17 protein-coding genes are annotated in these 22,172 nt (G+C 61.2%); 15 read left to right on the top strand and 2 right to left on the bottom strand.

What is annotated here, in order from left to right:
- Positions 1 to 39 precede the first annotated feature (39 nt).
- Positions 40 to 1,959 (bottom strand): alkaline phosphatase D family protein, encoded by a 1,920-nt coding sequence (locus KGB21_RS12135; RefSeq protein ID WP_223505240.1) that lies wholly within the window; start codon positions 1,957 to 1,959, stop codon positions 40 to 42.
- Between the two features lie 130 nt (positions 1,960 to 2,089).
- Here KGB21_RS12135 and KGB21_RS12130 point away from each other — a divergent pair, with 130 nt between their 5' ends.
- The 8 genes from KGB21_RS12130 (at position 2,090) to KGB21_RS12095 (ending at position 9,087) form a co-directional block, all read left to right on the top strand.
- A complete protein-coding gene (locus KGB21_RS12130; RefSeq protein ID WP_034147008.1) occupies positions 2,090 to 2,554 on the top strand; it encodes a hypothetical protein in 465 nt (154 codons plus the stop codon).
- A gap of 140 nt (positions 2,555 to 2,694) precedes the next feature.
- A complete protein-coding gene (locus KGB21_RS12125; protein ID WP_034147007.1) occupies positions 2,695 to 3,675 on the top strand; it encodes a quinone oxidoreductase family protein in 981 nt (326 codons plus the stop codon).
- A 13-nt stretch (positions 3,676 to 3,688) separates the two neighbouring features.
- Positions 3,689 to 4,537 (top strand): TauD/TfdA dioxygenase family protein, encoded by an 849-nt coding sequence (locus KGB21_RS12120; protein WP_034147006.1) that lies wholly within the window; start codon positions 3,689 to 3,691, stop codon positions 4,535 to 4,537.
- Between the two features lie 87 nt (positions 4,538 to 4,624).
- Positions 4,625 to 5,677 (top strand): 3-keto-5-aminohexanoate cleavage protein, encoded by a 1,053-nt coding sequence (locus KGB21_RS12115; protein WP_034147005.1) that lies wholly within the window; start codon positions 4,625 to 4,627, stop codon positions 5,675 to 5,677.
- Between the two features lie 92 nt (positions 5,678 to 5,769).
- Positions 5,770 to 7,098: an MFS transporter gene (locus KGB21_RS12110; RefSeq protein ID WP_223505239.1), complete on the top strand. Its 1,329-nt coding sequence runs from the start codon at positions 5,770 to 5,772 to the stop codon at positions 7,096 to 7,098.
- Entirely contained in the window at positions 7,095 to 7,757 is a 663-nt protein-coding gene (locus tag KGB21_RS12105) for a DsbA family protein (RefSeq protein ID WP_034147003.1), read from the top strand. Before KGB21_RS12110 ends, KGB21_RS12105 begins: the two co-directional genes overlap by 4 nt.
- A complete protein-coding gene (locus KGB21_RS12100) occupies positions 7,754 to 8,080 on the top strand; it encodes a Rieske (2Fe-2S) protein (RefSeq protein WP_034147002.1) in 327 nt (108 codons plus the stop codon). Before KGB21_RS12105 ends, KGB21_RS12100 begins: the two co-directional genes overlap by 4 nt.
- Positions 8,077 to 9,087, top strand: a complete 1,011-nt coding sequence (locus KGB21_RS12095; RefSeq protein WP_223505238.1) for a YeiH family protein — start codon at positions 8,077 to 8,079, stop codon at positions 9,085 to 9,087. Before KGB21_RS12100 ends, KGB21_RS12095 begins: the two co-directional genes overlap by 4 nt.
- Positions 9,088 to 9,217: 130 nt before the next feature.
- On the opposite strand, the gene KGB21_RS12090 is transcribed toward KGB21_RS12095, so the two are convergent.
- A complete protein-coding gene (locus KGB21_RS12090) occupies positions 9,218 to 10,261 on the bottom strand; it encodes an AraC family transcriptional regulator (protein ID WP_223505237.1) in 1,044 nt (347 codons plus the stop codon).
- Positions 10,262 to 10,613: 352 nt separating this feature from the next.
- Here KGB21_RS12090 and KGB21_RS12085 point away from each other — a divergent pair, with 352 nt between their 5' ends.
- From KGB21_RS12085 to KGB21_RS12055, 7 genes are all read left to right on the top strand, one after another.
- Positions 10,614 to 11,180: an RBBP9/YdeN family alpha/beta hydrolase gene (locus tag KGB21_RS12085; protein ID WP_034146999.1), complete on the top strand. Its 567-nt coding sequence runs from the start codon at positions 10,614 to 10,616 to the stop codon at positions 11,178 to 11,180.
- A 122-nt stretch (positions 11,181 to 11,302) separates the two neighbouring features.
- On the top strand, positions 11,303 to 13,309 hold the full coding sequence (locus KGB21_RS12080; protein WP_223505236.1) for a DUF1302 domain-containing protein: 2,007 nt from the start codon (positions 11,303 to 11,305) through the stop codon (positions 13,307 to 13,309).
- 41 nt (positions 13,310 to 13,350) lie between these two features.
- Positions 13,351 to 14,709, top strand: coding sequence for a DUF1329 domain-containing protein (locus KGB21_RS12075; RefSeq protein WP_034146997.1), 1,359 nt, complete (start codon positions 13,351 to 13,353; stop codon positions 14,707 to 14,709).
- A 149-nt stretch (positions 14,710 to 14,858) separates the two neighbouring features.
- A complete protein-coding gene (locus KGB21_RS12070; RefSeq protein ID WP_223505235.1) occupies positions 14,859 to 15,950 on the top strand; it encodes a WD40/YVTN/BNR-like repeat-containing protein in 1,092 nt (363 codons plus the stop codon).
- A 16-nt stretch (positions 15,951 to 15,966) separates the two neighbouring features.
- Positions 15,967 to 18,486: an efflux RND transporter permease subunit gene (locus KGB21_RS12065; protein WP_223505234.1), complete on the top strand. Its 2,520-nt coding sequence runs from the start codon at positions 15,967 to 15,969 to the stop codon at positions 18,484 to 18,486.
- A gap of 6 nt (positions 18,487 to 18,492) precedes the next feature.
- Positions 18,493 to 20,271: an acyl-CoA dehydrogenase C-terminal domain-containing protein gene (locus KGB21_RS12060; RefSeq protein ID WP_034146994.1), complete on the top strand. Its 1,779-nt coding sequence runs from the start codon at positions 18,493 to 18,495 to the stop codon at positions 20,269 to 20,271.
- Between the two features lie 22 nt (positions 20,272 to 20,293).
- On the top strand, positions 20,294 to 21,937 hold the full coding sequence (locus KGB21_RS12055) for a fatty acid--CoA ligase (protein ID WP_034146993.1): 1,644 nt from the start codon (positions 20,294 to 20,296) through the stop codon (positions 21,935 to 21,937).
- Positions 21,938 to 22,172: the final 235 nt, after the last annotated feature.

Raw genomic sequence — 22,172 nt, 5'->3', positions numbered from 1 at the left:
CTGCCAAACTGCATTCGCGAGCAGGCTCCCACAGGTTTATTAATCATCATCCTCAGGCGCCACCATCCGCGTCTTCGGCGAGCCATTGGAATTGTGCTGAAAAATATCCCGTGGCTGCCCCTGTTCATTGAAGAACACCTGGCCGATGCCTGCCGAGTTCCACAGCCGTTCGCCCGCTTCAGCATGCTCCGGAACGTGCGGCACGATGCGCATGCGCCGACGTTTGGTCAGCCAGTTAAGAGGCGAGCGCGGCGAGTACAGCCAGCGGTTGAGGCGGTCGAACCATTCCAGCAGGGTCGGCGGGAATTCGTTCTTGATGCCGCTGCTGGTGATTTGCCAGATTCGCGGCCCGGCCTTGCGGTGTCGGATCAGCACTTCGTAGACGAAGGAATAATGCACATCGCCTGAGAGCACCACGTAGTTACCCGGTGTACGAGAGTGTCGGAAAATGTTCAGGATCACCTGCGCCGCCCCGCGATGGGCCATCCAGTTTTCCGCGTCCACCAACAGTGGATAACCGCACCAACTGAACACCCGTTGTACGGTTTCGATCAGTTTGACGCCGAACACCGGCGCCGGCGAAACGATGATTGCCGACGGGTGATCCAGCAGTTCCTGTTGCAGTTCACTGAGGGCTTCCCAGTCCAGCAGACCCGAAGGTTGCTTGAGCGTCATCTCGCTGCGCCAGCGCCGCGTGCGGGTGTCGAGCACCACCATCGCCGGGCTGGTAGGCAGCACGTAATGCCAATTTTGAAAGCGCAGCAGTTCGTCGATTAACGCGTCCTGCACCGGGCTGTCGAGGTAGCTATCCTGCCCGGTGGCAATCAACGAGCGGGCCTTCTCCAGTACGCCGCTGAACGCATCCGGATTGTTGCCCCAACCCTGGCACAACAGGTAGGCGAGCAACGCGTTGCCGATGATGCGTTTGGAGAACGGATGGCCGTAGGCCGTTTCCTCCCATTGCGCGGAAAGATTCCAGTCATCGGTAATGTCGTGGTCGTCGAAAATCATCAGCGTCGGCAAATGCGCCAGCGCTCGCGCGACGTTGCCCAGGCCAGCCTTGAAACCGTCGATGCGCGTCTGTTCCTGCGCATAACGCTCACGCCGTTCCTTGATCAGTTTCGGCGGCTTTGGCGCGATCAGCGACCAAGGCGTCGGCGACCAGACCAACAAATACATGGCCATGACTTCAGCGAAAGTCACCAGATGATTGTCGGCACTGCTGCTGGTGAAAATCGGCTTGCGCACACCGCCGAAGAATCGATCGCGCAGGGTTTCGTTGCTCTTCAGTGCCGGCAGCAAATCGGCGCGGTGGTAATAGCAGGCAGCGTGGCCGTACAGCTCGGCGCTGTCGCTGACGACGGCGCCTTCGAGGTGTTCGCCGAACAGGCCCAGCCGCTCGATCAAGGCATGAATCGCTCGCAGCATTGGCCCGGCGACATCGTCGGCGTATACCTGATCGCCGCTCATCATCAACAGCGCGGGGCGATCCTTGGCTTCGTGTTCTTGCGCCAACAGGGCATCGACGCAGAGCAAACCGTCGGTCGCCGGGTGATGGGGTTTGCGGCAGGAACCGTGCAGCAACTGATCGATCCTTGAGCGCAGGACGAAATTCGGACGCCGAGCATCACCATAAAGCAGATGCGGCGCCCAATCGGCGATGCCGGTGCCATCATCCATCAGCAGGTCGTACTCGATCCGCTCGTCATAGGGCAGGGCACTGTCCAGTTGCACATCGATCAAATGCACGAAAGCCTGAGTGCCCACCGCAATCACTGTGCATTGCCCGTCGTCGAGACGGATATCGGCAACGCCCTGCAAACGCAGAGTCAGCTCCTGCGCACGTGACCCCACCAGCCACAGCACCAGCCGAGTGGGTTCCAGACGTCGCAACAGCGGACCGGCGAGCACCGGTGGCAGGGAATGAAGATCGGCGGGCGGTGGCAGCGTTACGGACATCCGGGTCAAGGCTCTTGGAAGCGCAGAGGCGGGCGATGATAGCGCAGGTGGCGGCGGGACAGGCTATTGTGAATCGGCGACGCCGTTTGTCGGCGCTTTGAACAAGTTTTCCGGATGCAGTGAGGAACCCATGAGCAGATTTATCATGCCGGCATTGGCCATTTTGATCCTGGCCCAATCCCCGGCCTACGCCATCAATGACAAGTACCGCAAACAGCTTGAGGCGTCCGGTTGCACACAGGTCAGCGAGCTGGAAGGCTGCGATATCCACAAGAGCAAGGCCGAGAACGCCAAGGCCGGTTTCAGCAACCCGCAAGCACCGGCCGCCGCCGACAGCGCCACGACACAGACCCCTTTTGCCGGGCAATGGGTCGCCAAGAGTGATGCCGGTGCGACCGTCGCCACCATTCGCATCGATTCCAAAGAGAACGTCTGGGTCAACGGTGAGCGGGTCAAGGCCAAGCGCACCGATGGCACGCTGCAATTTCGTCAGGGCAAGCTCACCTTCACGATCCAGGGCGACCGACGGTTGGAGAACGAGGACTACTGGACCGACAGTGATGCCGGAACCAAAGGGCCGATTCAGATCGAATAGACGAGGAGGGGGCTGCCACACCTGTCATGAAATGAAAAGCCATTGTCGCCTGATGAGAAGCGTCGCATCAGGCCGCGACCTACAGTCCAATCAACGCAATTCGATGCCACAGCCAACTTGCAGATTGGAGAATAAAAATAATGGCCAAAGCCGTACGCTTTTACGAAACTGGTGGTCCCGATGTTCTTCGCTATGAGGACGTCGAAGTCGGCGAACCCGGTCCTGGCCAGGTCCGTCTTCGTCATGTAGCCGTTGGCCTGAACTATGCCGACACCTACTTTCGCAATGGTACCTATCCGATCCCGATGCCCAACGGCATGGGGGTTGAAGCCTCCGGCGTGGTCCAGGCCATCGGCGAGGGCGTGACCAACGTCCAGGTGGGCGACCGCGTCACTTACACCGGTTTCCTCAACACCCTCGGCGCCTACAGCACCGAGCGCCTGATCCCGGCCGCGCCGCTGATCAAGCTGCCGGAAACCATCAGCTTCGAGACCGCCGCCGCGATGACCATGCGCGGGCTGACGTCCTCGTACCTGATGCGCCGCATCTACGACTTCAAGGCCGGCGACAGCATTCTGCTGCACGCGGCTGCCGGCGGTGTCGGCCTGATCGTTTCGCAGTGGGCAAAATTGCTCGGGCTGAACGTGATTGGCACCGTGTCGACCGAACAAAAGGCTGAAATAGCCCGGGCTCACGGTTGCGACCACACGATCAATTACAGCCATGAAGACGTCGCCGCTCGCGTTCGCGAATTGACCGATGGCGTGGGCGTCAACGTCGTGTTCGACAGCGTTGGCAAGAACACCTTCATGGGTTCGCTGGATTCGTTGAAGCCTCGTGGCCTGATGGTCTGCGTGGGTACCGCGTCCGGGCCGATCCCGGCGTTCGACCCAGTGATGCTGGCGATGAAAGGTTCGCTGTACCTGACCCGTCCGGCCCTGGCCAACTACATCAGCGACCCGGCCGAAAAAGCCGAGCTGGCCGGTGAGTTGTTTGACCACGTCGGCAGCGGCCGAATCAAGATCGAGATCAACCAGCACTACGCGTTGCAGGACGCGGTGCAGGCCCATCGCGACCTTGAGTCACGCAAGACCACCGGCTCGTCGATTTTCGTCATTTAAGGAGCTGCCAGCCATGAAAGTCGAACAATTGACTGCCACCATTGGCGCCGAACTGATCGGCGTCAACCTCGCCGACGCCGTGCACGACGACGGTCTGTTTGCCGAGATTCGTGCCCAGCTGCTCAAGCATCGAGTGGTATTCCTGCGTGACCAGGAAATCTCCCGCGCCGATCACGTGGCCTTCGCCCGTCGCTTCGGCGAGCTGGAAGATCACCCGGTGGCCGGCAGCGATCCGGAGCATCCGGGACTGGTGCGGATCTACAAGAATCCGGACCAGCCGATGGACCGTTACGAAAACGCCTGGCACACCGATGCGACCTGGCGCGAAGCACCGCCGATGGGTTGCGTGCTGCGCTGCGTGGAATGCCCGCCAGTGGGCGGCGACACCATGTGGGCGAACATGGTCGAGGCTTATGCGCGTTTGCCTGAAGACGTGAAGCTGAAGATTGCCGACCTGCGCGCCCGTCACAGCATCGAAGCAAGCTTCGGTGCGGCCATGCCGATCGAGAAGCGCCTGGCGCTCAAGGCGATGTACCCGGACGCCGAGCACCCGGTGGTGCGCACGCACCCGGAAACTGGCGAGAAGGTGCTGTTCGTCAACGCCTTCACCACGCACTTGAGCAACTACCACACCCCTGAGCGGGTGCGTTTTGGCCAGGACGCCAACCCGGGCGCGGGTGAGTTGCTGCGCTACCTGATCAGCCAGGCGTACATCCCTGAGTATCAAGTGCGCTGGCGCTGGAAGCCCAACAGCATCGCCATCTGGGACAACCGCAGTACCCAGCACTACGCCGTCATGGATTACCCGCCATGCCATCGCAAGATGGAGCGCGCCGGGATCATCGGCGAAAAGACGTACTGATCCACCCCCTCTGCATACGCACTCGTGAATACGTCTGCCCGGCACGACCCCGGGTGGGCGGGACAATCATAAGAACTGGAGTAAATCATGCAATTCTTCGACGATTCCCTGCACCCGGAAAACATGGAAAAGGTGGTCATCACCGTGGCCCCGTACGGCCCGGAATGGATGCCGGAAGACTTCCCGGAAGACATCCCGCTGACCATGGATGAACAGGTCCAGAAAGCGGTCGAATGCTACGAAGCCGGTGCCACGGTGCTGCACTTGCACGTGCGTGAACTGGACGGCAAGGGCTCCAAGCGCCTGTCGAAATTCAACGAGCTGATCGCCGGTGTGCGTGAAGCCGTGCCAGACATGATCATCCAGGTCGGTGGTTCGATCTCCTTCGCTCCGGAAAGCGATGGTGAAGCCGCCAAGTGGCTGTCCGACGACACTCGCCACATGCTGGCCGAGCTGACGCCGAAACCGGATCAGGTCACCGTCGCGATCAACACCACCCAGATGAACATCATGGAGTTGCTGTATCCGGAGTACCTGAAGGGCACTTCTCTGGACAACCCGATGATCCACGCGGCCTACAGCGAAATGACCGTACCGGCCGGCCCGGCCTGGGTCGCCGAGCACCTCAAGCGCCTGATGGACAACGGTATTCAGCCGCACTTCCAGCTGACCGGCATGCACGCTCTGGAAACCCTTGAGCGCCTGGTACGCCGTGGCGTCTACAAAGGCCCGCTGAACCTGACCTGGATCGGCATCGGCGGCGGTTTCGACGGCCCGAACCCGTTCAACTTCTTCAACTTCATCCACCGCGTTCCGAACGGTTGCACCCTGACTTCCGAGTCGCTGCTCAAGAACGTACTGCCGTTCAACACCATGGCGATGTCCATGGGGCTGCACCCGCGTGTGGGCAACGAAGACACTATTATTGATCACAAGGGCGAGCGTTTCGGCTCGGTCGCGCAGATCAAGCAAACCGTGCGCATCGCCCACGAGCTGGGTCGCGAAATCGCTACCGGCAAAGAAGCCCGCGAGATCTACCGCATCGGCGTGGAGTACCAGAGCATCGAAGAAACCCTGCTCGCCAACGGTATGGCCCCCAACCGCAAGGCTGGGCAAAAAGGTGTGCCGCAACGCGGCTGACCTGTGGTCCGGACGAGGGGCCGTGACCTCTCGTCCGCTGCACTGCAACACGCTTGATAACAACAATAAATAAAAGCTTTTGAGGAGGCTGCATGGCCTTTCACCCAATCGCCGCCGACGATGACGACTCCAACGAAGTCGGCGTTGCGCGCCAATATGCCTGGATCGTCTTTGCACTGACGTTCGGCCTGTTGATTTCCGATTACATGTCGCGTCAGGTCCTGAACGCGGTGTTCCCGCTGCTCAAGGGCGAATGGGCCTTGAGCGACGGCCAGCTCGGGTTGCTCAGCGGCATCGTTGCCCTGATGGTCGGCCTGCTGACATTCCCGCTGTCGTTGATGGCTGACCGTTTTGGCCGGGTCAAAAGCCTCGCGCTGATGGCACTGCTGTGGAGCCTGGCCACGCTGGGTTGCGCCGTGGCGCAGGACTACCAGCAAATGTTCATTGCCCGGTTCATGGTCGGCGTTGGCGAGGCGGCCTACGGCAGCGTCGGCATCGCGGTGGTGATTTCGGTGTTTCCGAAACACATGCGCGCCACCCTGGCCAGTGCCTTCATGGCCGGCGGCATGTTCGGCTCGGTGCTGGGCATGGCGTTGGGCGGTGCGATCGCGGCCAAGCTCGGCTGGCGCTGGTCGTTTGCCGGCATGGCGCTGTTCGGCCTGGTGCTGGCGGTGCTTTACCCGATCATCGTCAAGGAAGCGCGCATTGCGCCCAAGCGTGCAGCGCAACTGGCGAACAAGGTGGCAGCGGTCAAGCGTCCATTGCGTACGCTGTGGTCCAGCCGTTCGGTGGTGGCTACCTACGTCGGCAGTGGCCTGCAGCTGTTCGTCGGCGGCACGGTGATGGTGTGGATTCCCAGCTACCTCAATCGCTACTACGAAATGCCTACGGACAAGGCTGGCGGTATGGCGGCGATCATCGTGTTGTGCAGCGGCGCCGGGATGATCCTGTGCGGCATTCTCAGCGATCGCCTGTGCCGTAACTCGCCGGAGCGCAAGGTCAGCCTGGCCATCGCTTTTTGCCTGGGTAGCTGCCTGCTGCTGTCGGCGGCGTTTGCCTTGCAGGCGGGGCCGGTGCAACTGCTGCTGATCTGCCTGGGCATGTCGATTGCCACCGGTACCACCGGCCCGGCCGGCGCGATGGTTGCCAACCTGACCCATTACTCGGTCCACGGTACGGCGTTCGCCACGCTGACCCTGGCCAATAACCTGCTGGGCCTGGCGCCCGGGCCGTTCCTGACGGGTCGCGTGTCCGACCTTATCGGCCTGCATGCCGCGTTCCAATTGGTGCCACTGGTCAGCCTCGCGGCGGCAGCGGTGTTCTTTTATGCCAAGTGTCATTACCAAAAAGATATCGCCCGGCTTGAAGGTCAGAGCGTGCCTGAACCTGTCAGTGCAGCCGGGATAGAGGTGAAGTTGTGAGTCGTCGTTTACAGATTGATGTGTTTTTCGATTTTATCTGCCCATGGTGCCTGATCGGCAAACGCCAATTGGAGCATGCGCAGGTACAGTTCCTCAGTCGCCACCCGGACGTGAAGATCACCACGGTGTGGCATGGCGCGCAGTTGTTGCCGCAGTTGCCGGTACAGGGTGAGCCCTTCGCCGATTTCTACCGCAAGCGCCTGGGTAATGCCGACGCCGTGACCATGCGTCAAGCCCAGGTGCAGCAGGCTGCCGGAGCGGTAGGGCTGGCCATCGACCTCAGCCGCATCGAGACGATGCCCAACACCGCCGACGCCCATCGTATGTTCGAGCGTGTCAGTGAACTGGGTAATACCGCTCAGCGTGAAATGTTGCTTGAACGACTGTTCGCCGCTTACTTCCTGAGACGCGAGAACCTCGGCTGCCGTGAGACCTTGCTCGATATCGCCCGCTCCTGCGGCGTCGATACCAACGTGGTGCTCGATTGCCTGAAGGGCGACGGTACGCCATTTGAAGGATCGCCCGACGCAACCAGTGGCGTGCCGAGCTTTCAGTTCGACCGCCGAATGACGGTCATCGGTGCGCAACCGGCCCAGGCGCTGCTTGCGGCCATGAACCAGGCAATCAAGGACAGTGAACTCGAGCGGCAACCGGCATGACTCGGCGCATCCCCGTACCTGCCGGGAAATACCCGCAGGCCGGTGGCCGTGCGCTGTTCGAATTCGAAGACAAAAGCCTGGCGTTGTTCAATGTCGATGGACAGCTGTTCGCCATCGACGACAGCTGCCCGCACCAGGGCTCCTCGCTATGTGGCGGGCGCCTTGATGGCCGGGTGATTCAATGCCTCGCCCATGGTTTGCGCTTCGATTTGCACAGCGGCTACTTGCTCAATTCCACCCAGGTCAAAGTCAACAACTACCCGGTCGAGATCATCGACGGCCAGGCGTTTATCGTGATTGTTCCCGAGGAGGCCGCGCCATGAGCGCCATCGCCCTTACCCGTATCCATAGCCGCACACGCGAGTTGGCCCCGGGCTTTATCGTCAGCCTGATCGTCGCGGCCGCCGCGTCGTTTTTGTCCGAGCACTACGGTGCGCCCGTCATGTTGTTCGCCCTGTTGCTGGGCATGGCGCTGAATTTTCTCGCCGATGACGGCCCGTGCAAGGCCGGGGTCGAGTTCACGGCGCGCACCGTGTTGCGTATCGGCGTGGCGCTGCTGGGCATGCGCATCACCCTCGAACAAATGGCAGCGCTGGGCTGGAAGCCGATTGCGCTGGTGGTGATTCTGGTGGTGGTGACCATCAGCGTTTCCGTGATCGCGGCCAAGGCCCTGGGCTTTCAACGCCTGTTCGGCATGCTCACCGGTGGCGCGACGGCAATTTGCGGTGCTTCGGCGGCACTGGCACTGGCGGCGGCGCTGCCGAACCATCCGCAGAAAGAACGCGCGACCTTGTTCACGGTGATCGGCGTTTCCGCGCTATCGACCTTGGCGATGATCGTCTATCCGATGATCGCGAACTGGCTGCAGTTGTCGCCGCAGGTGGCGGGCGTGTTCCTCGGCGCCACCATCCACGACGTGGCCCAGGTGGTCGGCGCCGGTTACAGCATGTCGACCGAGACCGGCGACACGGCCACGGTGGTCAAATTGATGCGGGTTGCGATGCTGCTGCCGGTGATCGTCACCGCCGCCATGATTACTCGCATGCAGGGCGCCGATCCGACCGGCAAGCGTCCACCGTTGCTGCCGTGGTTCGCCGTTGGTTTTCTGATTCTTGCGTGCATCAACAGCACCGGTTGGATAGCCCCGGCGGTGCAGGGTTCGGTCAACGAATTGTCGCGCTGGTGCCTGGTGATTTCCATCAGTGCCCTGGGCATGAAGACTCGGCTCAAGGAGCTGGCCTCGGTCGGTATCAAGCCAATCCTGCTGATGGTCGGGGAGACGGTGTTCCTGGTCGTGCTGGTGCTGTTGCTGCTGCACTGGGGGCTCTGAGAACGCAAGGTTTATGGCAGGGCTTCACTGGGCTGGCTCCTCGTCACAGTGAAGCTCTCGACCGGTGTCACAAACACCGGTCTTTACACGGCGACTGTACCAGCAGTCGCCGTTTTTTTTGTTCGCGATATCACGAGGTCTTCGGAGGGAGAGCGTCCGTCGGGGCTTTGGCCGAGCCCTGCTTTTGTGCGCGCCACGTCGCCGGCGGCATGCCGAACTGGCTGATGAACCAGCGCGTAAACGAACTCGCCATCGAGTAGCCGAGCATGTCGGCAATGCGGCTGAGCGGGTAGTTCGGGTTTTCCAGGTAACGCAGCACCAGGTCGCGGCGCACGTCGTTGATCACGTCGTTGAAGGCACAGCCGTCTTCCTTGAGGCGGCGTTGCAGGGTGCGCACGTTCATGCCCTGGGTCTGAGCGATCTGCTCGATGGTGGCGCGCCCCATCGGCAACAGCATGTAGATGGCCTTGCGCACTTCGAACAGCAACGAGGCGCCTTCGTCGTTCTGCAGCGAATCGAGGTAGCTTTGGGCGTAACGGGCCATGGCGGGGTCGGCATGGGGGTTGGGCAGGTCGAGGCTGGTATTGGGACAGACGATGCCGTTGAACTCGCTGCCGAACTCCAGGTTGCAACCGAACAGGCGCCGATGCAGTTGCAGGTTGTCTGGTGGCTGGTGCATGAAATTGACGCTGTAGGGATGCCAGTGGCTGCCGAGCAGCGCGGCACACAGCCGGAACATCACACCGATGGCCAGCTCCGTGGCCTGCTTGCTGGGCATCGGCGACTCGGTGACCACCTCTTCGCGGATGATCACCATTTTTCCGGCCTCTTCGACGAAGATCGCCAGCGAATTGTTCATCAGGTGCCGATAGTTCAGCACCACCTGCAAGGCATCGCGCAAGGTACGCTGGTGGCTAAGCAGCAGGCTGACCACCCCGAAGTCCGAGAGCTGGCGCGACTCGGCCATGCTCAGGCCAAAGGTCTGGCAACCGCTGGCGGCCGCCGAGTCTTCCAGCAGGCGCACGGCGGCATCGATGGTGATGCGTGATTCAGGGGCTTGCAACTGGGCTCTGCTCAGGCCTGCGCCGGCCAATACGTCACGCGGGTTGAACCCCAGGTACTGGGTAACCTCCAGGTAGTTGGTCAACACGGCGGCGCGAACAAACTTGGGCATTCGAAGGTCTTCCCTGGGCCGATGGCAATTGGCGTGAGCGTGGCGACTATATCCAGCACGTGGGCTGTTGAACAGTTGTCATGTAAGGGATGTTTTGCTGCTGTCCCGTGCCCTGTGAACTGCACGATACGGAGCGATCGCACCTCATCCGTTGATTACAGTGACCCTGCGCCAACCTGCGCTGATTTTAGACCATGGGTCACACGTCTGAGTGTCCGACAATTTGTCATCAAAAGAAAAGTGCATGACGTCCAATGTAAAGCGTAGCGGGTGGGCGCTCTTTAATGTCGACACTACAAAAAGCCCCTGGCGAAAGAGCCAGTCGAGTCATCGAGAAAGCAAAGGTGTTGACGTGGACAAACTGCAAACTGCTGCCACCGTTTTGATCGTACCCGGTCTGCGCGAGCACGTTGCCGAACATTGGCAAACGCTGCTGGAAGCCAGATTGAGCAAAGTACGCAGCGTGCCGCCGCTCGAGACCGACAAGCTCGATTGCCAGGCGCGTGTCCGGGCGATCCAGCACGAACTTGAACAGATCGACGGGCCGGTGATTCTGGTTGCCCACAGTGCCGGTGTGTTGATGGTCGCGCACTGGGCTGCGCAGTTCACTCGTCCGATCAAGGGTGCTTTGCTGGCCGCGCCACCGGATCTGAATGCGGCGTGGCCCGCCAATTACCCATCCCCTGAAACCCTGCGCAGCAACGGTTGGGATCCTCTACCCAAAAACCGACTGCCCTTCCGTAGCCTGGTGGCTGCCAGCACCAACGATCACCTGGCCAGCCTGGACGCTGCCACTCACCTGGCCCATGGCTGGGGCGCCGAATTGCTCAATCTGGGCGATGTCGGCCACCTCAACCCGGCGGCCGGTTTCGGTCACTGGCCCCAGGCCGAAGAACTCATCCTGGAGCTGGACCGCTAGTACAGGAGCCAGTCGGGCCGCATCCCGACCGGCATTTGCCCTCACCCCTGAAACGCTGGCCTCACCTGGCCGCGCGAGGGCGGCTGCGCTAAAAACAAATACAAAAAGGCGGAGACAACGCAATGCACAACAACAATAAGAGTCACGGCTTCACCACGACACGCTACACCTTGCTGGCGTCGGCCATTCTGGCCGCCATTATGCCGGCCGCACATGGGGCAGAGATTGAGACGGGTAACCCGGACTGGACCATGCGAATCGATAACACCATCAAGTACAACTACGGCGTACGCACCGAAAGTGCTGACAAGCGCATGTTGGCAACGCCGAACAACAACGACGGCGATTACAACTTCCGCAAGTCCGGGACCAACATCACCAATCGCGTCGACTTGCTGACCGAGATGGACGTGGTCTACCAAAACCACATGGGCTTTCGCGTCAGCGCCGCCAGCTGGTACGACAAGGCTTACGAGAACACCGGCTCCAACTCCAACCCGTTCGTCAACGGCAACGGTTCGACGTCGGGCCTGATCGCCAACGACCCGCGCCTGGCCCCGGTTACCAATGACAACGTTGGCACTGGCAGCCCGCACCTGAGCAACTATGCCCAGCGTTACTACACCGGTCCGTCCGGCGAAATCCTCGATGCCTTCGTGTTCTACAGCACTGAAGTGGGCGAGGAGTCGATGCTGAGCTTCAAGGCTGGCCAGCACAACGTGTTCTGGGGCGAGACCATTCTCAACCCGGTGCACTCGATCAGCTACGGCCAATCCGGCCTCGACCTGGCCAAACTGGCCGCGTCGCCAGGCACCGAAGCCAAGGAGCTGTTCGTTCCGCGTAATCAGCTGTCGATGTCGTTCACGGTCAACCCTGAACTGACCCTGGCGGCGCAGTACTTCCTCGATTGGGATGAAGCGCGCTTGCCGGAAGCGGGCACCTATTACGGCGGTTCCGACCTGGTCGGTTTCGGTGCGCAATCGTTCCTGTTGGGCAACACCAACGCCGTGGTTCCGGGCAGCCCGCTGGGTTGTGGCCTGGCGCCGTGCAACGGTTTGACCAACGTCCGTCGCGGCCATGACCTGACACCGGACAAGCGCGGCGACTGGGGCCTGATGGCCAAGTGGTCGCCAGCCTGGCTGGACGGCACCCTCGGCGTTTACTACCGCGAAACCTCGGAAATCCTGCCGCAAGCGTGGCTGGATGCCAGGGGCATCAGCTCGGCCAACGCCAACGGCACCCGTCCGGCAGGGCAAGTGCCAGCGGTCGTCAACACGCTCAACTCGCTGAACACTGCCACCTATCAAATGGCCTACGCCGACAACATCAAGATCGTCGGCCTGAGCCTGTCCAAGGACGTCGGCGGGGTGAGCGTGGGTTCCGACCTGAACGTTCGTCACAACATGCCGCTGGCCAGTATTCCGGCGATTGTCAGCACTACCAGTCCGCTGGGTCTGGGCCAGGGTCTTGGCCTGTTGCCGGCGCGCACGGCTTCCACCGGCGTGATTTATGACACGCCGGAGAAGGGCGACAGCATGGCCGCCACCGGCGACACCCTGCACTGGACGCTCAACGGTCTGATGACCATGCCGAAAACCCCCGTGTTCGATTCGGCGACCCTGCTCGCCGAGTTGTACTACAGCAACTTGCTCAAGCTCGATAGCAAGAATGAAGCGCTCTACAAAGGAAAGAGCACCTACCGCGGCATCGATCAGCCGACCCGGGATAACTGGGGTATCGCGGTCAACTTCACACCGACCTGGTACCAGGTGTTTCCCGGTGTTGACCTCAACGCGCCGATGTCGATCAACCTCGGTCTCGATGGTGTGTCACCGGTCTCCGGTGGCGGTGCCAAAGACACCGGTAACTACGCAGTCGGCCTGGGTGCCGTTGTGTACAACAAATACTTTGTCGACCTGAAGTACGTGGATTCTTTCGGCAAGGCCGACAAGTGCAATGTCAGTGGTGTGAGTACCGGTCCGAATGGCGGTGACGGCGCTGCGCCGAACGCCTTCAGCGGCAACGAAAACTACGCCTGTTACGCCGGTGGCTACTCAGCCTTTTCCGGTGGTGGTGCAACGACTGAGGACCGTGGCGCTGTTTACCTGACGATGAAAACCACTTTTTGATTCACCACTGATTTGCTCAATGCAAGCAGGAGAATAACAACATGAAATTCGTAAAAACCGTGTTGGCCGCTTCGCTGGCCATGGTCCTTGCCGCTCAGGCACAGGCCGCTGTATCAACCCAGGAAGCCGCCAAATTGGGCAGCAACCTGACTCTGGTGGGCGCCGAAAAGGCCGGGAACGCTGATGGTTCCATTCCTGCCTACAACGGTGGCCTGACCACGCCGCCAGCCAGTTTCAAAGCCGGCGACAGCATGCGCCCGGATCCGTTTGCCAATGAGCAACCGTTGCTGGTGATCGACGGCAAGAACGTCGATCAGTACAAGGGCATGCTCAGCGCCACCACCGTGGAACTGGCCAAGCGTTTTTCCACCTTCCACGTCAACGTGTTCCCGACCCACCGTACCGTCTCGCTGCCAAAAGCGGTGCTGGACAATGGCGTGAAAAACGCCACCGATGCCAAGTCGCTGGAAGGTGGCCTGGCCATCGACAACGTGCTGCCAGGCGTGCCGTTCCCGATTCCGCAGTCGGGTAACGAAGCGATGTGGAACTTCCTGCTGCGCTACCAGGGTGTCAGCATCAGCTCCAAGTACGACTCCTGGAACGTTGACTCCGCTGGCGTTCCGAGCCTGGCAACCACCGGGCAGGCGAACATCTCCTATCCGATCTACGAGAACCTTTCGCAGCCGATCAGCAGTTCCGATGTGTACTACCAGATGAAGCTGGCCTACACCGGTCCTGCACGCCGTGCCGGCGAGGCGATCATGCTCAAGGACGCCGCCAACCCGTTGCAGCAACCACGTCGCGCCTGGCAGTACTTGCCTGGTCAGCGTCGGGTCAAACTGGCACCGAGCCTGGCGTACGACACGCCTAACCCGGGTACTGCCGGCGCCGGCACCTACGATGACGTGTTCGTCTTCAACGGTGCGCTGGACCGCTACGACTGGAAGCTGGTGGGCAAGCAGGAAATGATCGTGCCCTACAACACCTACAAGCTGACCTACGTCCAGGATCCGAAGTCGATCACGACGCCTAATCACCTGGCACCGGACTTCGTCCGTTGGGAAAAACACCGCGTCTGGGTCGTCGAAGGCACCCTCAAGGCCGGTGCTCGTCACATCTACGCCAAGCGCCGCTTCTACCTCGACGAAGACAGCTGGACCGCTCTGGCCTCGGATCAATATGACGCCCGTGGTCAGCTCTATCGCGGCTCGTTCGCCTTCCTCAGCCAGAGCTATGACAAGCAGGTTCCGGACTCCACGCCATTCATGATCTACGACCTGGTGGGCGGCTCCTACAACATCAACGGTGTAGTCGGCCCTTACGGCGGCATCAAGTACATCGAACCGCTCTCCAAGGCCCAGTGGTCTTCGGAATCGCTGGCCGGTAGCGGCATTCGCTAAGCCAACCATAAAAAACGCCCGTACGGTCCACTGCTCACAAGGCGGTGAACCGTGCTGCGGTCGGTGCATGCCGATCGCCGCGGGCGCCAGGTTCGAACGTCAGGCACACCAACGTGTGCCCCGGCGCGGTTTTTCGAAGAGGACGCGGTATGTGTTCGTATAAAAATAATATGTTGCAGCTGGCATTTGGCGTTGTGCTCTGCCTGTCGCAGGGCATCACCCATGCGAACGATTACGTCGATGTGCTGGACCTGCCCGCCAAGGTCAGCGCCCTGGCCATCAAAAGCCCGTTGTCTGGCATGGCCCGCGCCGGTGGGCGTGTGATCGCCGTCGGCCAGCGTGGTCATATTCTGTTTTCCGATGATTCCGGCCAGCACTGGCAACAGGCATCCGTGCCGGTCAGTGCTGACCTCACCGCCGTTAACTTCCCGACCGCCAGCCAAGGCTGGGCGGTGGGCAATGACGGCGTGGTGCTGCATACCAGCGACGCAGGCGCGACCTGGAGCAAGCAACTTGACGGCCGCCAGATCGGTACTTTGGTGGTCAACCATTACACGGCGCTGGCCAGCGCCGAACCGGGCAACGAGCAATGGCCCCAGTTGGCTATGGAAGGCCAACGACTGGTCGATCAAGGCGCGGACAAGCCGCTGCTTGACGTCTGGTTCGCCAATGAAAAAGTCGGCTATGTCGTCGGCGTGTTCAACCTGATCCTGCGCACCGAAGACGGTGGCCTGACCTGGACCCCATTCCAGGATCGCACCGACAACCCGCAGGGTTTCCACCTCAACGCCATCGCCTCCACCGGCGACGCCGTGTACATCGCCGGCGAGCAAGGCCTGTTGCTCAAATGGGACGACATCACCCAGCGTTTCGCTGCGGTGCCGACGCCTTATCAGGGCAGCTTCTTCGGCGTACTCGGCAAGCCTGGCGAAGTGCTCGTCTACGGCTTGCGCGGCAACGTGTTGCGCAGCACCGACGGCGGGCAAAACTGGACCGCGCTGAAAACCGGTCTGCACGTCAGCGTCACCGCCGGCCTTATCGATGCGCGCGGGCAATACCGCTTGTTCACCCAGGGAGGGCAGATGCTGGTGAGCCAGGGTTCTGGCGCACAACTGTATCTGGTGCAGAAACCGACACCGACACCCATAGCCGGTGCTACCCAGTCCGCCGATGGCGCGCTGGTCGTGGCAGGCAGCCGTGGCGCACGGACGCTGGCCGCCGATCCAGCCCTCGAACCCTAAGAGCGAGAACCCAGACATGGGCAATATCAAACAAGACGCCATGCCGGTGATCCGCGATCTGCGTGATTTCGACCACCGCTCCGGCAACCTGCTCGAACGGCTGGTGTTCAACTATCGGCCGCTGTTCATGCTGCTGATGGCCCTGGCCACCGTGGTGCTGGGCTTCATGGCCGTGACTCGCCTGGAGTTGCGCCCAAGCTTCGAAAAAATGATTCCGCAGAGCCAGCCGTACATCCAGAACTTCCTGGAAAACCGCCAGTCGCTGCGCGGCCTGGGCAACTCGGTGCGGGTGGTGGTGGAAAACACCCAGGGCGATATTTTCGACCCGGCGTACCTCGACGTGCTCAAGCAGGTCAACGATCAGTTGTTCCTCACCGAAGGCGTCGACCGGGCGTGGATGAAGTCGCTGTGGAGCCCGGCGGTGCGCTGGACTGAAGTCACCGAGGAAGGTTTCCAGGGTGGCCCGGTGATGCCCGACACCTACTCGGGTCAACCTGAACAGATCGAACAACTGCGCCAGAACATCTCTCGCGCCGGCATCGTCGGCAGCCTGGTGGCCAGCGACTTCAAGTCGAGCATGTTGATCGTGCCGCTGCTGGATAAAGCCGCCGCGGGTGGTCAGCCCATCAACTATCACGCGTTCTCGCAGATGCTCGAAGAGCAGTTGCGCGACAAGATCGAATACGCCGGCGACAGTGCCGCGCGTAAATCCGGGGTAGAGGGTAAGGGCCAGTACAAGGTCCGCGTGATTGGTTTCGCCAAACTGATGGGCGATCTGATCGACGGCCTGATTCAGGTGATGATGTTCTTCGGCCTCGCCGTCATCACCTCGCTGATCATCATTTATGCCTACACCCGTTGCGTGCGCAGCACATTGCTGGTGGTCGGCTGCTCGCTGATCGCGGTGGTCTGGCAACTGGGCATCGTCGCCTGGCTGGGTTATGCCATTGATCCGTACTCGGTGCTGGTGCCGTTCCTGATCTTCGCCATCGGCGTGTCCCACGCGGCGCAGAAGATGAACGGCATCATGCAGGACATCGCCCGTGGCACCCACAAACTGATCGCCGCGCGTTACACCTTCCGCCGTCTGTTCATCGCGGGCGTCACCGCATTGCTGGCCGACGCCGTGGGCTTCGCGGTGTTGATGCTGATCGACATTCCAGTGATTCAGGACCTGGCAATCACCGCGAGTATCGGTGTCGCAGTGCTGATCTTCACCTCGCTGTTGCTGATGCCGGTGGCGCTGTCTTACGTCGGCGTCGGCGCCAAGGCTGCTGACCGCGCACTGAAAATCGACAACCGCGCCGAACGCAACAAAGGCTTTGGCAAACTGTGGGAGCTGCTCGACCGCTTCACCACGCGCAAGTGGGCCACCGGTGCCGTATTGGTCGCAGTGTTGATGGGCATTGGCGGTTTCATGGTCAGCCTGAACCTGAAGATCGGCGACCTGGAAAGCGGCGCGCCGGAGTTGCGTGCGGACTCGCGCTACAACCGCGACAACGCCTACATCACTCAGCATTACGCGCTGTCCAGCGACCTGTTCGCGGTGATGATCAAGACTGCGCCGGAAGGCTGTCTGAACTACAAGACGCTGACCCTCGCCGACCGCCTGGCCTGGGAGCTGCAACAGTATCCGGGCGTGCAAGCGACCACCTCGCTGGTCAACGCGGTACGGCAAATCACCGCGGGCACCTACGAAGGCAACCCCAAGCTCAACAGCATCCAGCGCAACCAGGACGTGCTGAACTACGCTGCGCAACAGGCTTCGGTCAACTCGCCGGAGCTGTTCAACAACAACTGTTCGCTGATGCCGGTGATTGCGTTCCTCAAGGATCACAAGGCTGAAACGCTCGATGCCGTGGTGGCGATTGCCGACAAGTTCGCCAAGGAAAACAGCACCGAGGATCGCCAGTTCCTGCTCGCTGCCGGCAGTGCCGGTATCGAGGCGGCGACCAACATCGTGGTGCGTGAGGCCAACCGCACCATGCTGCTGTACGTCTACCTGGCGGTGACGCTGTTCTGCCTGATCACCTTCCGCAGCTGGCGCGCGACGCTGGTGGCATTGCTGCCGCTGGTGCTGACCTCGATCCTCTGCGAAGCCTTGATGGTAGCCATGGGCATCGGCGTGAAAGTCGCGACATTGCCGGTGATCGCCCTCGGCGTGGGCATCGGCGTCGACTACGCGTTGTACCTGCTCAGTGTGCAATTGCACTTCCAGCGTCAGGGCATGCCGTTGTCCCAGGCTTACCGCAACGCCGTGTCGTTCACCGGCCGGGTGGTCGGGCTGGTCGGTATCACCCTCGCCGCTGGCGTGGTGTGCTGGGTCTGGTCGCCGATCAAGTTCCAGGCCGACATGGGCATCCTGCTGACCTTCATGTTCCTGTGGAACATGCTCGGCGCGCTGATCCTGATCCCGGCCCTGTCGTACTTCCTGCTGCGTGAACGCGCGGTCGAAACCGCTGCTGTCACGGCAGCCGAAACCACCGAAACCACTGAACGTCCTGGCATGCCTCATGCCGTGACCACTTCCGAGTAAGCAACGATGTCTGACTACAAAGCTCCCCTGCGCGACATGCGCTTCGTACTCAACGAGGTTTTCCAGGTGTCCCGGTTGTGGGCCGAATTGCCTGGCCTGGCTGACGTGATCGATGAAGAAACCGCCGCCGCGATTCTCGAAGAAGCCGGCAAAATCAGTGGTGAAGTGATTGCACCGCTGAACCGCGCCAGCGACGAACAGGGCTGCACCTGGAGCAATGGCTCGGTCAGCGCGGCGGACGGTTTTGCCGAAGCCTATCAAGCCTTCGCTGAAGGCGGCTGGGTCGGTGTCGGCGGCGATCCGCAGTTCGGTGGCATGGGCATGCCCAAGGCGATTTCGGCGCAGGTCGAAGAGATGGTCAACTCGGCCAGCCTGTCCTTCGGCCTGTACCCGATGCTGACCGCGGGCGCGTGCCTGTCGATCAACGCCCACGCCAGCGAAGCGCTGAAAACCAAGTATTTGCCGAACATGTACGCCGGCACCTGGACCGGTTCGATGTGCCTGACCGAAGCCCACGCCGGCACCGACCTGGGCATGATTCGTACCCGCGCCGAGCCTCAGGCTGACGGCAGCTATAAAGTCAGCGGCAGCAAGATTTTCATCACCGGCGGCGAGCACGATCTGACGGAAAACATCATCCACCTGGTACTGGCACGTCTACCGGATGCGCCAGCAGGGCCGAAAGGTATCTCGCTGTTCCTGGTGCCGAAAGTGCTGGTCAATGACGACGGCTCGCTGGGTGAACGCAACGCGCTGTCCTGCGGTTCCATCGAACACAAGATGGGCATCAAGGCTTCGGCTACTTGCGTGATGAACTTCGACGGCGCCACCGGTTGGCTCGTCGACGCGCCGAACAAAGGCCTGGCGGCGATGTTCACCATGATGAACTACGAGCGTCTGGGCGTTGGGATTCAGGGTTTGGCTCAGGGTGAGCGCTCGTACCAGAACGCCCTGGCGTACGCCCGCGATCGCCTGCAAAGCCGTGCGCCCACCGGTGCGCAGCACAAGGACAAATCCGCCGACCCGATCATCGTCCACCCGGACGTGCGTCGCATGCTGCTGACCATGAAAGCTTTGAACGAAGGTGGTCGTGCGTTCTCCAGCTATGTCGCGCTGCAACTGGACACCGCCAAGTTCAGTGAAGATGAAGTCACGCGCAATCGCGCCCAGGAACTGGTGGCCCTGTTGACACCGGTGGCCAAGGCATTCCTCACCGACATGGGCCTGGAGACCACCCTTCACGGCCAGATGGTTTTTGGCGGCCACGGCTACATCCGCGAGTGGGGCCAGGAGCAACTGGTGCGCGATGTGCGCATCACCCAGATCTACGAAGGCACCAACGGCATTCAATCCCTGGATCTGGTCGGGCGCAAAATCGTCGGCAGCGGCGGGGCGCTCTATCGGTTGTTCGCCTCGGAAATCCGTAACTTCACCGCCAACGCTTGCGCTGACCTCGGCGAGTTCACCCAACCGCTGAACGCCGCCGTGGACACCCTCGACGAACTGACGTCGTGGCTGCTGGATCGAGCCCAAAGCAACCCGAATGAAATCGGTGCGGCCTCGGTCGAGTACCTGCAAGTGTTCGGCTACACCGCGTACGCCTACATGTGGGCACGCATGGCAAAAGCCGCCATGAGCACCGATTCCAGCGACGATTTCTACGTCAGCAAACTGGCCACCGCACGCTTCTACTTCGCTCGTCTGTTGCCGCGTATCCACTCGCTGAGCGCGTCGGCCAAGGCTGGCAGCGAATGCCTCTATCAACTGGACGCGGCGCAGTTCTAAGCCACGGACAAGGAACTCCAACATGATAAATACAAAAATAATTGCGCCCGCCGAAGGCGCCTATGCCTACCCCCTGCTGATCAAGCAATTGTTGCTGTCCGGGGTGCGCTACGAACCGGGTCGGGAAATCGTCTACGCCGACAAACTGCGCTACAGCTACCAGACGCTGAACAAACGCATCCGCCGTTTGGCCAATGCGCTGACGGCGGCCGGGGTCAAGGCCGGGGACACCGTGGCCTTGCTCGACTGGGACAGCCATCGCTACCTGGAATGCTTCTTCGCCGTGCCGATGATCGGCGCGGTGCTGCACACGGTGAACATTCGCCTGTCGCCGGATCAGGTGCTCTACACCATGAACCACGCCGAGGATGACCTGGTGCTGGTGCATGACGATTTCCTGCCGCTGGTGGAGCAGATCCAGGGGCAACTGACCACCGTCAAAGGCTTCCTCCAGCTCACCGACGACAGCGCCGCCAACACGTCGCTGCCGGTACTCGGCGAGTACGAGCAGTTGCTGGCGCAGGCCTCGGATCAGTACGACTTCCCCGACTTCGACGAGAACTCGGTCGCGACGCTGTTCTACACCACCGGCACCACTGGCGCGCCGAAAGGCGTGTACTTCACCCATCGCCAATTGGTCCTGCACACCCTGAATGCCGTCGGCACTTTGGGCGTGTACCAAGGCCAGCCGCTGTTGCGTTCCGACGACGTGTACATGCCGATCACGCCGATGTTCCACGTGCATGCGTGGGGCGTGCCCTATGTCGCGACCCTGATGGGCATCAAGCAGGTCTACCCCGGCCGCTATGAACCCAACAGCCTGGTCCGTCTGCACCGCGAAGAGAAGGTGACGTTCTCTCACTGCGTGCCGACCATCCTGCAAATGATCCTCAACTGTGAGGAAGCGAAATCCGCCCGTTTCGACGGCTGGAAAATGCTCCTCGGCGGCAGCGCCCTGACCCTCGGCATCGCCAGCGAAGCCAGCGCCAAAGGCATGGTGGTGCACGCCGGTTACGGCATGTCGGAAACCTGCCCGTTGCTGTGCGTGACCTACCTGCGTGACGAAGACCTCAAGCAGCCGATGCACGACCAGTTGCCGCTGCGCATCAAGACTGGTACACCGGTGCCGATGGTCGACCTGAAGATCATCGATGCCGAAGGCAAGGACGTCGTCCATGACGGCGTGGCCCAAGGCGAAATCGTCGTGCGCGCACCGTGGCTGACTCAGGGCTACCTGAATGAGCCGGAAAAAGGCGCCGAGCTCTGGCACAACGGCTGGCTGCACACCGGCGACATGGCATCCATCGACGCGATGGGCGGCGTGGAAATCAAGGACCGGATCAAGGACGTGATCAAGACCGGTGGCGAGTGGATCAGCTCCCTGGAACTGGAAAGCCTGATCAGCGAGCACGCAGCGGTCATGTCGGTCGCCGTCGTGGGCATCGCCGACGAGCAATGGGGCGAGCGGCCGATGGCGTTGGTGGTGTGCGAACCGGGGCAATACCTCGACCGCAAAATCCTCGAAACCCACCTGCAAACTTTTGTTGAACGCGGTCGCATCAACAAGTGGGCGATCCCCAAGCAGTTCAAGTTCGTCACGGAGATTCCCAAGACCAGCGTCGGCAAGATCAACAAGAAGCTGATCCGCGAAAGCGAAGCGGGCTGACCGTTACCTTCTCGGGCGCGGCATCGTAGAGGGCATGCGTTGCTGCGCCGGGATCATCCTGGCGCCGCCTCCGTTGATGGGGGGAGCCTGTGACGCGGTTACGCTTTCATCTTTGCCAGGGTCATGGCACGAAGAACCGCTGAGCGCGATGACAACGGCGATCAGGACGGGAGGGATCAAGTGCTTGATCATCGGTGTTCTCCTGCGCCGTGAAATACCAGCTTAGCCTTGAATC

The sequence above is a fragment of the Pseudomonas sp. GL-RE-29 genome (assembly GCF_019947275.1).
Lineage (GTDB): Bacteria > Pseudomonadota > Gammaproteobacteria > Pseudomonadales > Pseudomonadaceae > Aquipseudomonas > Aquipseudomonas fluorescens_A.
Note: the sequence above shows the minus strand (reverse complement) of the source record. Positions and strands in the feature narration are given on the sequence as shown.